The organism is Betaproteobacteria bacterium (assembly GCA_016194905.1).
GTDB lineage: Bacteria > Pseudomonadota > Gammaproteobacteria > Burkholderiales > JACQAP01 > JACQAP01.
In genome coordinates this window covers 26,387-38,920 of record JACQAP010000005.1, presented here as the reverse complement: position 1 = coordinate 38,920, position 12,534 = coordinate 26,387, and the positions used below count along the sequence as shown (strand labels likewise).

General features: G+C 59.7%; 16 protein-coding genes. 7 read left to right on the top strand and 9 right to left on the bottom strand.

What is annotated here, in order from left to right; genetic code table 11:
* Window positions 1-71: 71 nt before the first annotated feature.
* The 5 genes from HY067_01355 to HY067_01335 form a co-directional block, all read right to left on the bottom strand.
* On the bottom strand, window positions 72-902 hold the full coding sequence (locus tag HY067_01355) for a methyltransferase domain-containing protein (GenBank protein ID MBI3526596.1): 831 nt from the start codon (window positions 900-902) through the stop codon (window positions 72-74).
* A 32-nt stretch (window positions 903-934) separates the two neighbouring features.
* A complete protein-coding gene (locus HY067_01350; protein ID MBI3526595.1) occupies window positions 935-1,597 on the bottom strand; it encodes a class I SAM-dependent methyltransferase in 663 nt (220 codons plus the stop codon).
* A 31-nt stretch (window positions 1,598-1,628) separates the two neighbouring features.
* Window positions 1,629-2,048 (bottom strand): PH domain-containing protein, encoded by a 420-nt coding sequence (locus tag HY067_01345; protein ID MBI3526594.1) that lies wholly within the window; start codon window positions 2,046-2,048, stop codon window positions 1,629-1,631.
* Between the two features lie 270 nt (window positions 2,049-2,318).
* On the bottom strand, window positions 2,319-3,593 hold the full coding sequence (locus HY067_01340) for a TIGR03862 family flavoprotein (GenBank protein MBI3526593.1): 1,275 nt from the start codon (window positions 3,591-3,593) through the stop codon (window positions 2,319-2,321).
* Complete coding sequence (locus HY067_01335; GenBank protein ID MBI3526592.1) at window positions 3,580-4,347, bottom strand: N-acetylmuramoyl-L-alanine amidase; 768 nt, start codon at window positions 4,345-4,347, stop codon at window positions 3,580-3,582. The genes HY067_01340 and HY067_01335 overlap by 14 nt, the downstream gene beginning before the upstream one ends.
* 356 nt (window positions 4,348-4,703) lie before the next feature.
* On the opposite strand from HY067_01335, the gene HY067_01330 reads away from it, so the two are divergent.
* The 7 genes from HY067_01330 (at window position 4,704) to HY067_01300 (ending at window position 10,389) form a co-directional block, all read left to right on the top strand.
* The gene (locus tag HY067_01330) at window positions 4,704-4,949 is read left to right on the top strand and encodes a hypothetical protein (GenBank protein MBI3526591.1); all 246 of its coding nucleotides are present in this window, start codon (window positions 4,704-4,706) and stop codon (window positions 4,947-4,949) included.
* 605 nt (window positions 4,950-5,554) lie between these two features.
* Window positions 5,555-5,920, top strand: coding sequence for a DUF805 domain-containing protein (locus tag HY067_01325; protein MBI3526590.1), 366 nt, complete (start codon window positions 5,555-5,557; stop codon window positions 5,918-5,920).
* Between the two features lie 14 nt (window positions 5,921-5,934).
* A complete protein-coding gene (locus tag HY067_01320; protein MBI3526589.1) occupies window positions 5,935-8,151 on the top strand; it encodes an FAD-binding protein in 2,217 nt (738 codons plus the stop codon).
* The gene (locus HY067_01315) at window positions 8,148-9,230 is read left to right on the top strand and encodes a hypothetical protein (protein MBI3526588.1); all 1,083 of its coding nucleotides are present in this window, start codon (window positions 8,148-8,150) and stop codon (window positions 9,228-9,230) included. The genes HY067_01320 and HY067_01315 overlap by 4 nt, the downstream gene beginning before the upstream one ends.
* 205 nt (window positions 9,231-9,435) lie before the next feature.
* The gene (locus HY067_01310) at window positions 9,436-9,648 is read left to right on the top strand and encodes a general stress protein CsbD (GenBank protein MBI3526587.1); all 213 of its coding nucleotides are present in this window, start codon (window positions 9,436-9,438) and stop codon (window positions 9,646-9,648) included.
* Between the two features lie 64 nt (window positions 9,649-9,712).
* Window positions 9,713-10,108 carry a VanZ family protein gene (locus HY067_01305; protein MBI3526586.1) on the top strand — a complete coding sequence of 132 codons (396 nt, stop codon included), beginning with the start codon at window positions 9,713-9,715 and terminating at the stop codon, window positions 10,106-10,108.
* A gap of 29 nt (window positions 10,109-10,137) precedes the next feature.
* A complete protein-coding gene (locus HY067_01300; protein ID MBI3526585.1) occupies window positions 10,138-10,389 on the top strand; it encodes a hypothetical protein in 252 nt (83 codons plus the stop codon).
* 71 nt (window positions 10,390-10,460) lie between these two features.
* On the opposite strand, the gene HY067_01295 is transcribed toward HY067_01300, so the two are convergent.
* The 4 genes from HY067_01295 to HY067_01280 form a co-directional block, all read right to left on the bottom strand.
* On the bottom strand, window positions 10,461-10,703 hold the full coding sequence (locus HY067_01295; protein ID MBI3526584.1) for a hypothetical protein: 243 nt from the start codon (window positions 10,701-10,703) through the stop codon (window positions 10,461-10,463).
* A gap of 31 nt (window positions 10,704-10,734) precedes the next feature.
* Window positions 10,735-11,295, bottom strand: a complete 561-nt coding sequence (locus HY067_01290; protein ID MBI3526583.1) for a cell wall hydrolase — start codon at window positions 11,293-11,295, stop codon at window positions 10,735-10,737.
* A gap of 284 nt (window positions 11,296-11,579) precedes the next feature.
* Window positions 11,580-12,191 carry a hypothetical protein gene (locus tag HY067_01285; GenBank protein ID MBI3526582.1) on the bottom strand — a complete coding sequence of 204 codons (612 nt, stop codon included), beginning with the start codon at window positions 12,189-12,191 and terminating at the stop codon, window positions 11,580-11,582.
* 44 nt (window positions 12,192-12,235) lie between these two features.
* Window positions 12,236-12,463, bottom strand: coding sequence for a hypothetical protein (locus HY067_01280; protein ID MBI3526581.1), 228 nt, complete (start codon window positions 12,461-12,463; stop codon window positions 12,236-12,238).
* Window positions 12,464-12,534: the final 71 nt, after the last annotated feature.

Sequence of the window (12,534 nt, the reverse complement as noted above, 5' to 3'; positions counted from 1 at the left end):
CAGTGAGTGGACTGCTCGAAGCCAGTGCACGGCCGGAGCCGCACAGTCACGCGAGCGGCGTCGAATCCCTTTCAGGATTTAAGCGCGCTGGCCAGCAGCGCGGGCATGGGTAGCTCGACTCGTCCGTCGGCATGCGAATACTTGCTGGTTTCGCGTTCCACTGCCGCGCGGATCTTCGCCAGATTGTCCGGCGTCTGCGCGCGCAGCAGGGCGGCGGTGCGAACGGTGCTCGCGCTGATGCCGTCGAAGAAAGCGGCGGGCGAGGGGAAGCGCCATACCTGCGGAACCTCGGTCATTTTCACCTGCCCGAAGCCGGCCGCGGCGATTGTCTTGCTGCATTCCGCGACGTCGCTGAAACGGAAGAACGGCGGCCCGGGTGGCAGCTTTGCATCGGTGCTGCCGTGCTGCTCGACCGCGCGCATGACGATGCCGAAGCCAGCGGCCTTGTCCGGACCCGCCCAGACGGTGAGGCCGAAACGTCCGCCGCTGTGCAGAACGCGGAACGCCTCGCGCAACGCGCGATCCGGATCGGGAAAATGAAGGATGCCGAAACCGATCACGACCGCATCGAAGCTCGCATCGGGAAACGGAAGATTGCCGGCATCGCCTTCGCGGAAGCTGATGCCCGGATGAAGCGCGGAGGCTTCGGCGATCATCGCCGAAGAAAAATCCAGTCCGGTGACCCTTGCGCCGCGCCGCGCGGCTGCGGCGGCGATGTAGCCGGGGCCGGTGGCGATGTCGAGCAGAGCATCGCCGGCATGCACATCCACGGCGTCGAGCAAAGGCTCGATGCATTGCGCGGTCAGCGTGCCGAAATAATCCTCGTAAAGCTTGACCACGCTCTGCCAGGCGCGGTGTTCGAATTCCCGGAAAGTGGCGGGAGCGGCGTCGGCGGGTTTCATGTTTTCCGATGCTATGTGGCGGGTACGAAAAATCATCCACGATTATCCCGGGGAATTCGGCGCAAAGCTATCGGGCGCAGGAAAACCTGCGCCTGGAATGGCTTTCCGGTTTGCGTTTTCCTTGTTGCGGACGATATTTGGCGCAGGCCATTGCTTTTGGCGATGACCAGCAAGTCTTTCGGTGCAACGAACTGCATCACGGCTTCGAGGGCTTCAAGCGAGGAATACGGCGAGGGTGTGACCGCCGGCAGATCCGTTCCCGGCAATTGAACGACGGTGACGAGGACGCCGCCTGGATTCAGAAAATCACGCATTCTGCCGAGCGTCACTTCGACATTCACGTACTCCAGAACCAGTGCCGCATACATCAGGTCGACCGATGCGAATGCGACTGCGTCGGTCTGAATGTCGCCCTCGACGAGTTCCAGCCGCTCGAATTTCGCTCCGAATCGCGCGCGAACTTCATTCAGGTATTGGCCATTCAGATCCACGCCGACGACACGCCGGGTCACTTCAGGAGCAATTCGCTCGAATCCGTTACCGCCGGCACAGCCGAGCATCGCCAGTGACCGGGGCTTGTGGATTTCCAGTTGCCCGGCAAAAACGTCGGCCAGCAATCGCGCCTGCGCGACTTCCGGCAACGCCATGTGGCCTTCATAATCGGAAAGCGGAATGCCCAGCCATGGATTTTTCATGCGAGAGCCCGGGTTCTTCCCAGAGGAAGACCTACGCGGTGCGCCGGGCGTCCGCTGCCATCATGAAATTCTTTCGCAGCAACAACGGGTCGGAGATGTTCTTGAACGGCGCGCTGTGCACACCGGTGCCGGATATCACGACGGAACCGAAATTGAACAGGCGACCGAGGACGCTCTGGTCGACCTGGATGCTTTCAATTTTTTCCAGGAACATTTCGATGGTGCGGCGCTGGATCAGTCCCGTTTTGGCGATGACGCGCTTGTTCGTGATCGCCAGCTCGGTGGTCGCGTAAACGATCCAGGCCCAAAGCCAGAACAGCAGTCCCATGCCGTAGACGGGGAGCAACAGCGCTCCGAGCAGAATGAAAGGCCACAGCGACCATTTGCTGATCCTGGCGCGATACATCACCCGCTCGTCATTGATCAATACGTCGTCGACGTAGGAACTCATGGTCGTTCCCGAAGAAAACAGAATAATGCCGATGAAACGTGCTCACCGGCAACGAAAGATAAGCGCCAATCAGTTCGCAGGCTTGGCTGTTGCGTCCGATTGCTTCGACTGGGTCGGAATTGCCAGGGAATTGCTTTCGACCTTTCCGCCGGATGCTGCTTTACGCGCTGCGTCCACTTCCGGGCGATCCGTCTTCGTCGTCTCCGGCGTGACGCCGGCTCCGGATGGTTCGCGGCCAGGTGCGATCGAGGACTCACTGTCTTGCCGTGCTCATGTTGACATTGGGAAATTCGCTCTCTGTCGAGTTTGACTGTCGAGCCAGGCGAGCGCCCCGGCCCCGGCGGCATGGCCGCTGCCGAAGCAAGCGGTAAGCAGATAGCCCCCGGTGGGCGCTTCCCAGTCCAGCATCTCGCCGGCGCAGAACACGCCCGGCACTGCGCGGAGCATCAAGCGTTCGTCGAGTGCCTCGAAGGCGACGCCACCCGCCGTGCTGATTGCCTCGTCGATCGGGCGGGTCGCGACGAGGCGCAACGGCAATGCCTTGAGTGCGGCGGCAAGGCGGACCGGATCAGCGAAGTCTTGTTTCGGCAGGGCTTCACGCAGCAATCCCGCCTTCACTCCTTTGATGCCCAGGCGGCTTTGCAGATGAGTGGACAGGGATTTCGCGCCGCGCGGATGCGCGATCTCCTCGATCACGCGCCGCGGTTCGCGTCCGGGCAGCAAATCGAGATGAACGACCGCAGCGCCTTTGGCGGCGATCTCGTCGCGCAAAGACGCGGAATGCGCATAGACCAGGCCGCCTTCGATGCCGGTGTCCGTGATGATGCATTCTCCCTGCCGGCGATGCGCTACGCCCGCTGAGTCCGTGAAAGAGGCAACCACCGATTTGAGCGGCTGGCCGGCGAACCGCGAGCGGAAGTGTTCGCTCCAGCCGATGTCGAAGCCGCAGTTGGATGGTTGCAGAGGGGTAATCTGAACGCCGCGTTGTTCGAGCATTGGGACCCATGCGGCATCCGAACCGAGCCGCATCCAACTGCCGCCGCCGAGCGCCAGTACCACAACATCCGCACGAACCGAATGTTCACCTTGCGGCGTAGCAAAGCGCAGCGCGCCGCGGTCATTCCAACCGAGCCAGCGGTGACGGACGTGGAACTTGACCCCGGCTTCGCGCAGGCGATGCAGCCATTTACGCAACAGCGGCGCAGCTTTCATGCCTGTGGGGAATACGCGTCCGGAACTGCCGACGAAGGTTTCCACTCCCAGACCGCGCACCCATTCGCGCAGCGCACTGGAATCGAACGCATGCAGCAGCGGCTCGATGCTGGCCTGCCGCGCGCCGTAACGCGTGAAGAATGGTTCGCGCGCTTCAGAGTGAGTGAGGTTGAGGCCACCCTTGCCCGCCATCAGGAATTTGCGCCCGAGCGATGGCATGGAGTCGTACACATCGACCTGGGCGCCGGCCGCGCTCAGCACTTCCGCGGCCATCAAACCAGCCGGACCGCCGCCGATCACGACGGCCTCCAGCGCGCGCTCATTCATGCGCATCCGTTCGGCTGGTCAGGCAGGTGGCAATACCTTCCGCGATCGCCTGCGCAATGTTCTCCCTTGTCTCCGACATGGCCAGCACCTGTTCCGCTTTGCGATTAACGATGACACCTGCCTCGATCAGAACGGCCGGCTGTTTCGCAGTATGCAGCACGACCAGTCGATCGTAGTAGTGCACGCCGTTGCTCCTGTCCGCGAACGGACGGTTCTCGCCGGGTATCGGCTCCGCGTGATAGTACGAAGGCGGAAAGCCGCTTGCCTGCAGCGCGGCGCCGATCGCGGAGGCGCACTGCAGGCTCTTTTCCGGGAACGGATTGTCGCGCGAGACGAACAACGAGTAGCCGGAAAACCGGTCGCTGTAGCCGCGGTCCGCTCCTTCGAATTCCCAATTCTCGAGATAGTGTGGTTGCACCGAGTCATGATGGATCGAAACGAATAGCCGGGCATCGCCTGCTTTCGCGGTGCGATCCCTGAGCGCGGGGATATCCCCATCCTCGTTGACCATCGCGACCTGACAACCTTTTGCCTCGAGAGAGGTGCGAAGTGTCTTCGCCAAAGCCTGGTTGAACTGGAACTCGGGAATTCCCCGTGCGCTCGTGGCGCCCGGCTTGCTCACGAGGTGACCGACATCCACTGCGACGGAACAAGTCTCCTTCGCTGCGATCGGGGGTGCGCCAAAGAGAAGTGCGACCGCCAGTCCGTGCACGCAGGCGTTAAGGCGCACAGAGACAGCACCGAGTCCATATGGCGGCATATTCGATATACATCAACCGGAATCCCACAATATCGGCTTCAATGACGCTTTGCGGCTGAGTCTTGTGCTGGGGATTCGCCAGTTTGTTTGACGGTTTCCCGCCACTTCTTTTTTCCGTTCAGAAACAGAATGCTTTCGAACGGTGCCGATGTGCCACTTTTTCGACACTCCCCACTGGCATGGCCATTGCAATATGGGAAATGCGCCGGGGACAACCGACGAGCAAGGGAGGTCGTGTGTGTTATGGCACTCGGCACCGGCAAACCCCGTGCGCACCCGTCTTGACCGCACTTGTCTGCAGCCAGGCGCGTGCAAGGTAGGCATAGGATACACAGCGGGTTCAGACCAGAGGAAATATGGAAGACACGGTTGTACGTATTCCTGATCGTTTTGTTCGAAGCACGAAGGCAGACCTGTTGTTTGGGGCTTTGAAATTGATGTTGCTTGCGAATATGCATTGGCTGTGGCTCTCGCTCAAACTCGGCAGTCTCAGCATGTTTGTTGTCGGATTGATCCCTGTGTCCTGGATCGTCACTGGCCCGGTGGGACTCTGGGCATTTGTATTCGACGTTCCGAAATGGGTATTGAACACTTTCACCTAGGCAAGTCGACTCGGGCGGTCGAATCGCGCCGGGCGTAGACGACGATGTATTCCGGAACGAGTGGGCCTGCTCCGCTTTTCAGCGGGAAGTGAATCAGGACCATCCGATCACTCCAGTGAATGGAGAGGCAACAATGACCATTGAAAAGCGCGGACACCCTGTTGCCGTTTGCACGCTATGCAGACGCTTCGAGTATCAAGTGCAGAATATCAATGGGCGATGTTCGGCTCAATACGGCAATAAGAGGTGCAGGGGTGTCTCTAGCGGCGCATTGGACCTGAACGACTGGAAAGAATGCGGCGATTGCGTTACCACCGGCCGCCGTGATGACGCCGAATGCTCAAGCTGCAACGGCTCGGGCTGGCATTACCTGAGACCGAGAATTGGCATTTTTCGTTAGGCCTTTCAACTTCGATCGATTGCCAATCTGATCCGATTGCTCGGGAGGGTACTCACTACATCGGACTGGCGCCGATAGTTGCCACGGGAGAACCTCACGGTCGACAGATCTGGAGCAGAGTGTCCGGCAGGCACAGCCGGACATCGTGGCAGGACGACGGCATAGATATAATGGCGTCTCCGGGATGGTTTGATCAGGGGGACCCATGCTGAAGCAACTTCGCCGATTGCTCTTCTCGTTCAACGGTCGCATCTCGCGTTCGACATTCTGGTGGACGCTTTTATTGCTCGGATTCGTGTTCATCGTTCTGTTCGTATTTCTGGACAGGACTGCCGGTTACGCGAGCACGCTGATCTTGTATCCGCCGCTCCTGTGGGCATTGGCGGCCCTGGCCACGAAGCGGCTTCGCGATCGTGGCAAATCTCCTCTCTGGTTTCTTGTCGCGCCGATTCCGGTCTTCGGCATTCTCTGGCTGTTCGTCGAACTGGGGCTGCGCAAGGGATCTGCCGGCGAGAATCAGTATGGCCGGGATCCCCTGGAGGAAGATCACGATTACTTAACCGTCAGTTAGGCCAGCCCATGAAGATGACCCAGCAAACCATCGTCAATGACGTCACCCGGCTCAATCCGGTTGCCGTATGGGCGGTCGCCATGCCGACCAGCATGGAAGAAGTGCGGTCGGCGCTGTCGCGTACCAACGGACCCATCTCCGTCGGCGGAGGGCGCTTCAGTATGGGCGGGCAGACGGCGAGCGCCGGCAGCCTGCATCTGGACATGCGCCGCTTCAATCGGGTGATCGAGTTTTCCCCGCTGCACAAGACTATTCGCGTGCAGACCGGCATCCGCTGGTGCGATATTCAGCGGTTCGTCGATCCTCATGGATTGGCGGTCAAGATCATGCAGACCTATGCCAATTTCACCGTCGGCGGCTCCCTGAGCGTCAACGTGCACGGCCGCTATCTCGGTCTTGGCCCGTTGATCCTCTCGGTGCACGCGATCAAGGTCATTCTCGCGAGCGGCGAACTGATCGAAGCCAGCCCGGCGCAGAACAGTGAAGTGTTCTACGGTGCGATCGGCGGGTACGGCGGCCTCGGCGTGATCGTCGAAGCGGAGTTGGAACTGGCGGATAACACCCGCGTCGAGCGTGTCGCGGTCAAGATGCCGGCGAACGAATATGCGGCCTGGTTTCGCAGGGCCGTTCGCGAAGATCGCAAGGCTGTGTTCCACAATGCCGATCTTTACGCGCCGGACTATACGCGTGCCCGCGCCGTCACCTGGGTGGAGACCTGGAAACCGGTGACGACTCCCTATCGGCTGCAACCTCATCGCCATGCCTACCCGCTGGAGAATTATTTCCTGTGGGCGATTTCGGAGACGCCGCTCGGAAAATGGCGACGCGAGTACCTCATCGATCCCGTGCTCTACCTTTTCTCCAAAGTGCACTGGCGTAACTACGAGGCAGGTTACAACGTCGCGGAGCTTGAGCCGCCGTCGAGAACGCATCGCACTTACGTACTGCAGGAATACTTCGTCCCGGTGGACAAGTTCGACGAGTTCCTGCCGAGGATGGCGGAGATCCTGCGCCGCCACCGCGTCAACATGCTGAACATCTCGGTGCGCCACGCGCTTTCCGATCCCGGGACCCTGCTCGCCTGGGCCCGCGGCGAGACCTTCGCTTTCGTTCTCTACTACAAGCAGCGCACACGGGAGAATGCCAAGCACCGGGTTGCGGTATGGACACGGGAACTCATCGATGCGGTGATCGCGGTCGGCGGCACGTACTATCTGCCGTATCAGCCGCACGCAACGCCGGAGCAATTTCACCGTGCCTATCCGCGCGTCGGCGAGCTGTTCTCGCTGAAGCGGCGACTCGATCCGGACTTCCGTTTTCGCAACGTTCTGTGGGACAAGTACTATGCCCCGACGCTGCAACCGCCTGCCGTGGCGACCGCGAAGAATTCGGAGTTCCACGCGGTTTACTCGGATGTGAAGTGGGCCGATGCGTTCTACCGCTTCCTTCAAAACGTCTACCGCATCTATCCGGAAGACCGCTTCCACACTTTGATCAAGGAGGCTTGCTCGGTACACGCGGACGACGAGTCCATCTACCGCTACATCCAGCACAACCTCGCACGCATCAATCCCGCCCTCTCCGAAGTCTTCTACGCGTTGCCGTCACTCGCTAAACAGAAACGCGAGATGACCCGCCAGACCCTGCTTCTGCTGGGCGACAAGCGCGACATAGAGGGCTATGTCGAAATCGGAACCACCGGAAGGTATGTCAGTGACCTGCGCAAGCATCTTCGCTTGCGCGGGCCGCTAGTGCTGGTAAACGACTTCGCTCCCACCAACTCGCCGGTCGATATTGTCGAGAGGGGACGCATCGGCAAGCTCGGCCGTTTCGTGCCGATGAACAATTACGCGCCCATCAGTCCCGACAGCGTGGCGGATGAGTGCGCAGAGCTGGTGACCTGCTACATCGGCCTGCATCACATCGATCCGCCGGATCTCGAAGGATTCATCCGCTCCATCGTCCGCATCTTGCGGCCCGGCGGCACATTCATCCTGCGCGATCATGATGTCGTCACACCGGAAATGGACACTTTCGTGTCGCTCGCGCACACGGTCTTCAACGCCGGACTGGGTGCGCCGTGGGAAGTGAATCAGGCGGAGCTGCGCCACTTCGTCGCGATTGCTGAATGGACGAAGCGGCTGCAGGCGGTTGGCCTCAAGGATGCCGGGCAGCGCCTGGCGCAAGCGCACGATCCTTCGGACAACCTGCTGATGGCCTTCGTCAAATGAGACCGGCACAAGCGGCGATGGAGGGACGCTCGCTCCGGGTCGCTGCATGCATAGCCGCCATCGTGCTAGTCGCGCCTGCGGCGCACGCCGAACAGCCGGTGAATGTCGAAACCACGGTGATTGCCCCGCAGGAACACCGGCGGGGAACGGAGCAGACTTTCCTTACGTTTCCCGAGTGGTACTTGGTCCACAGTCCGGCCGAGTACGCGGTTTACGTCAAGGATCATGCGCCGACGCAGTTTCCCTTCCTCGGCCACATCCGCCAGTTCTGGCAAAGCTACCATGCCGTGTACGACGCGACTCGAACCGGCTATCCGTTCAATGCCGGGTATCACGTGATGATCATGGTGATCGGGGTCAGCACGACGGTCGAGTATGCCCTCAGATCGGCGTACGAAACCCTCATCGGCAGATTGAGCGGACTGACGGCGACCCATGGCCTGACCGCAGAAGATCGTTACGGCGCCCGGATCGCGCAGGATTACGTGGACTTCATTCGCGTGCTTCCCTGGTACGAGTATGACTTCCGGCAAAAGCTGGCGGGCCTGTGGAAGGAGACCAGTTGGTGGGGGCCGGACATGCTGCGCAAGTGGGAACGCAAGTACGCGTTGACCACCGAATACGCGTTGAAGGCCACTTACGGCTGGCTTATCAAGAAGGCCACGAAGGCGAGTTACGAGACGCCCTTGCTGGTGACGACGATCGTCGTGGATCGGCTGCCACCAGGGATTGAATCCGAGCTGCCTGAACTCAAGGTGCTGCAATCGCTACCGGATGGCAGGGCGCTGATCACCGTGCCGCGTTACGACGCCTTCACGCATCACGCGGCGACGCTCGCGGGGCGCGGCGCCGGTTTCTGTGAGATCGCCGGCAATCGTTCGATCATCTTGTTGAGTGCATTGGTTTCCAGTGACTGGCAACCCGAAGCCGGCGGTGTAAAGCTGCTGTTCACCCAGCCGATCATCACGCAGCCGGGCAAGAAGCGCGTTGCACTGGTGGTGACCGTGGGTTCTCTGGCGGTTTCGCTCAACACGTTGCGCGAACACGGATTCCAAATCGAGCACGTGTACGACTACTAGCGTGGTTCCGGCGGGCGCCTTATGGTAAGGGATTGGTTGGCCACCCGGGCGCCCTTCCCAGTCTATCCCGACGAATCGATCACGGGGGGTGAGCGGATCGCGTAACCTGCGATCCTCGGGTGTCCGTATGTCGCGTCTTCGAATGACGAACGCCCATCCGGTCCGGCCGGAGGTTGTAATAGTCACGAATAACGAGGAGCGTTGAATGGACTGGGGCTTCATAGAAGGCAACTGGGCGCAAATGAGAGGAAATCTGCTGAGACAGTGGGCACGATTGACCGATCGCCAGCTCGACGCGATTGCAGGACATCGTGAAAGGCTCGCGAGGACCATCCGGGAGATCTACGGCATTACCGGTGAAGAAGCCGAAAACCAGATCAAGATCTTTGAAAACTGCGACATGGATTTCCGTACCTGAAATACCGCACACGGAGTTTTCGCGGGGCGTCGGCGACATGCTTTTGATCGAATCATAGAGCTTCATGGGCACTCATGCGATGCCATTGCGATTCAGGCGACTCTGGATCATCTGCGGGCTCGGCTTTGTTCTGCTGGTTGTCTATTTGTCACTGACGCCCGATCCGCCGGATCTTGGTGCACCCGAGGGTTTGAAGATTGGCCACTTGGTCGCGTACGGCTGGCTGATGATCTGGTTCGGGCAGATCTACCGTACGACGGGTCCCCGGATTTTGTTGGCCGTCGCATTCAGCGCACTTGGCATTGCGCTCGAGTACCTCCAGGGGATGACTGACTACCGTGGATTCGAGTATTCGGACATGCTGATCAACTCAACCGGCGTGGCTCTCGGTCTGGCTATGGCGACCACCCCTTTGCAGAACTGCCTTCGAGCGCTCGAAACGATGCTGCAGCCACGGTGATAGTATCAATTCGACGACAAGAACCCCTGATGGCCACGCAAACCGGATCGATCAAGGACATCAATACGCGCAAAGTAGGCGGGGGGAGATATCAGTACGAGGCAAAGTACTCACCCGGCGAGCGCGTGGTGTGGAACGCGCGCGTTTACCGGGACGGGGTTCTGAAAGGAACGCCGAGCGGGTTTGAGACCGATAACCGCCTTGAAGGGGAAGCATTGCGCCAAAGCATCGTCACGCTCGTTGAAATAGCCATCGAGGGAATGCAAGGCATCAGGGAATAGCTCGACGGGTGCCCTTGAGGGGTACATGGAGGAAACCTCGAATCTCACCACGAAACAACTGTACGAAATCCTCAGCTGCCTAGCGGCATACCCTTGCGCAGGCGCAAGCCTATTTGCCGCAGCCGCCATAGCGCATAGATGAGCATGACGCATGCAATAAAGCGGGCCATGGAATAGACAAGTGGACCAGCGGAGCCAGCCGTCCATGAGGAAACCGCGAGATATAACCAGAAGCCGGCAAACAGCGTATAGGGAATCAGGGCGAGCAGAAGAACGAAAGAGCCGAGCTGAAGTACCGAACCGAAAGATTTCATGATGGATTGACTATGCATGTATGCAGGCCGGTCACTCGTAGAAAACATGCCCGCCGATGCGCGCGACGGGTTGCAGGCCGCGTGCCCAGCTCGGTCTGATGTAAGTCGCGTGATAGTGCAGGGCGCCGTTCAGTTGCGGCGGTTGCCGTCCGAAGTAGATAGCTTCAGCTACTTCCCTGGCCCGATGCCACTGTTCGCCTTCCGGGTGGGGAACGACGTCGAACTCCGTCCATGAGAATGCACCGACATAACGCTTGCGCAACCGGTCCCATCTCTTCTCGTAGACGACTTCGCAGACTGTTCCCGGGTAACGGCGCGAGACCACACGGTTCATCGTGACTTCGGCCACCGCGTATTTCCCGGCAAGGGGCTCGCCCCGGGCTTCGTAGTAAACGTTCAGCGCAAGACAGGTCAGTTCGCGCTTCTCCGAACTGTTCGACTCGAGCCAAACCGCGATTGCACCGAACGTCGTGATGGCCACGCCGACAATCAAAGCGGCGGCCCACGGAGCCTTGTTTGTGGTGTGCCAGAAAAAGCGTGCATCGTTCCACCAGCCGGACAGCAGCGGAACGCGGCGCGCATTACGTCGCATGTAAAAGAGTTTTCGCAATATTTTCCGGGATCGATGGTCGGCGCGTTGCGTCACATCTTCGCGCAATGCAGTGCCATTGCGGTTCTTTGACGCAAGAATCGGACCGTTCCGGACGGCCGTCCTGTCTATCAACAAGCGCCGGAATACTCAGGTCCAGCATGGCGATTTTACGTCGCGCGGGATCGGCGAATCCCATGCAAGTTCCGCTGCTGTCCAAGGCTGAGACATACGGTGCCGCGTAACGACAGTCGAGGCAAGGAACAGGCCAATACAGGACCTGTACATCAATCGTCCGGCCCCCGATGGGATGTCGCCTCTTCGTCCACCCAGTCTTCTTCTTCCCAGACTGTATTGTTTCTGCCGGGAACCTTGCGGTTCGGACCGGCCTGATACTTCGGACAGGATTTCGGTCCGTAGCAGAACGTTTCCCGGCGATATTGTTTTTCTTTGGGATTCCATTGATCGAGGGTGATTTCAACCGGCATCCGGCATCCCCAGATGCACGAGAGGCAGAACGATTCGTAGGTGGACTCCGCGAGACGTCGATGGCCGCGCTCCCGGTAGATTGCGAGTTCGGGCGGCACACTCAACCACGGAGGCGGCGAGGTGGTCTGCGGTTCGCCCGGCGTGAACTGGATCCTTGTCGCCTTGTAGTAGTCGACGGTTTCGAGTTCCGGGTTCGCAACCGATTCGACTTCCGCGGAGAAAGTTCCTCCCGCGCAAAAGCGGTACTTGGCATGGGCGGCGGGCCCGACGCCGACCCAGAACGGCGAGGCGTCGGATTCGATCAGAAGAGCGTAGCCGGAATAGTTGTGCTGGCGCTGATCGAAGGATCGTAACAGCCGGATGCGAGGTTGAACCGCGAGGATTCGCCCTGTGATTGCGGTCTTCGTCATTTTTTGTGCGGCAACCGGTTACCGAGCGTCGGTTAGACGCCGCATCAAACGCTGCCGAAAAAGTTTTCGAACAGACGTTCCGATTCCTTCAGCCCGCGCTCTGTCAGCGTGACAGACTTTGCCTTGCTGACCGGATCCGAAATCAGGCCTTTCTCGTGCAACCGGTTCATCGCATCCCAGTCATAAGATTTCCATGCGCGATTGCCATCATGGAGGGTCAGATAGAGAAGCGCGAGAACGGTCTCGTCGATCTTTCCGGTGTCGATGTTCATTGAACTGTCCTTGAGAATACTCCACAAGGAAAATGCCGGAACGCAATAGCGATGTCAACGGCCGGTCGGCC

Excerpts from the sequence above, each read along its gene's own strand:
- HY067_01290 (MBI3526583.1), bottom strand. The coding sequence starts at position 11,295 with ATGCGACGTAATGCGCGCCGCGTTCCGCTGCTGTCCGGCTGGTGGAAC.
- HY067_01310 (MBI3526587.1), top strand. The coding sequence starts at position 9,436 with ATGGACTGGGGCTTCATAGAAGGCAACTGGGCGCAAATGAGAGGAAAT.
- HY067_01280 (MBI3526581.1), bottom strand. The coding sequence starts at position 12,463 with ATGAACATCGACACCGGAAAGATCGACGAGACCGTTCTCGCGCTTCTC.
- HY067_01305 (MBI3526586.1), top strand. The coding sequence starts at position 9,713 with ATGGGCACTCATGCGATGCCATTGCGATTCAGGCGACTCTGGATCATC.
- HY067_01350 (MBI3526595.1), bottom strand. The coding sequence starts at position 1,597 with ATGAAAAATCCATGGCTGGGCATTCCGCTTTCCGATTATGAAGGCCAC.
- HY067_01285 (MBI3526582.1), bottom strand. The coding sequence starts at position 12,191 with ATGACGAAGACCGCAATCACAGGGCGAATCCTCGCGGTTCAACCTCGC.
- HY067_01335 (MBI3526592.1), bottom strand. The coding sequence starts at position 4,347 with ATGCCGCCATATGGACTCGGTGCTGTCTCTGTGCGCCTTAACGCCTGC.
- HY067_01295 (MBI3526584.1), bottom strand. The coding sequence starts at position 10,703 with ATGAAATCTTTCGGTTCGGTACTTCAGCTCGGCTCTTTCGTTCTTCTG.
- HY067_01300 (MBI3526585.1), top strand. The coding sequence starts at position 10,138 with ATGGCCACGCAAACCGGATCGATCAAGGACATCAATACGCGCAAAGTA.
- HY067_01355 (MBI3526596.1), bottom strand. The coding sequence starts at position 902 with ATGAAACCCGCCGACGCCGCTCCCGCCACTTTCCGGGAATTCGAACAC.
- HY067_01345 (MBI3526594.1), bottom strand. The coding sequence starts at position 2,048 with ATGAGTTCCTACGTCGACGACGTATTGATCAATGACGAGCGGGTGATG.
- HY067_01330 (MBI3526591.1), top strand. The coding sequence starts at position 4,704 with ATGGAAGACACGGTTGTACGTATTCCTGATCGTTTTGTTCGAAGCACG.
- HY067_01325 (MBI3526590.1), top strand. The coding sequence starts at position 5,555 with ATGCTGAAGCAACTTCGCCGATTGCTCTTCTCGTTCAACGGTCGCATC.
- HY067_01315 (MBI3526588.1), top strand. The coding sequence starts at position 8,148 with ATGAGACCGGCACAAGCGGCGATGGAGGGACGCTCGCTCCGGGTCGCT.
- HY067_01320 (MBI3526589.1), top strand. The coding sequence starts at position 5,935 with ATGACCCAGCAAACCATCGTCAATGACGTCACCCGGCTCAATCCGGTT.
- HY067_01340 (MBI3526593.1), bottom strand. The coding sequence starts at position 3,593 with ATGCGCATGAATGAGCGCGCGCTGGAGGCCGTCGTGATCGGCGGCGGT.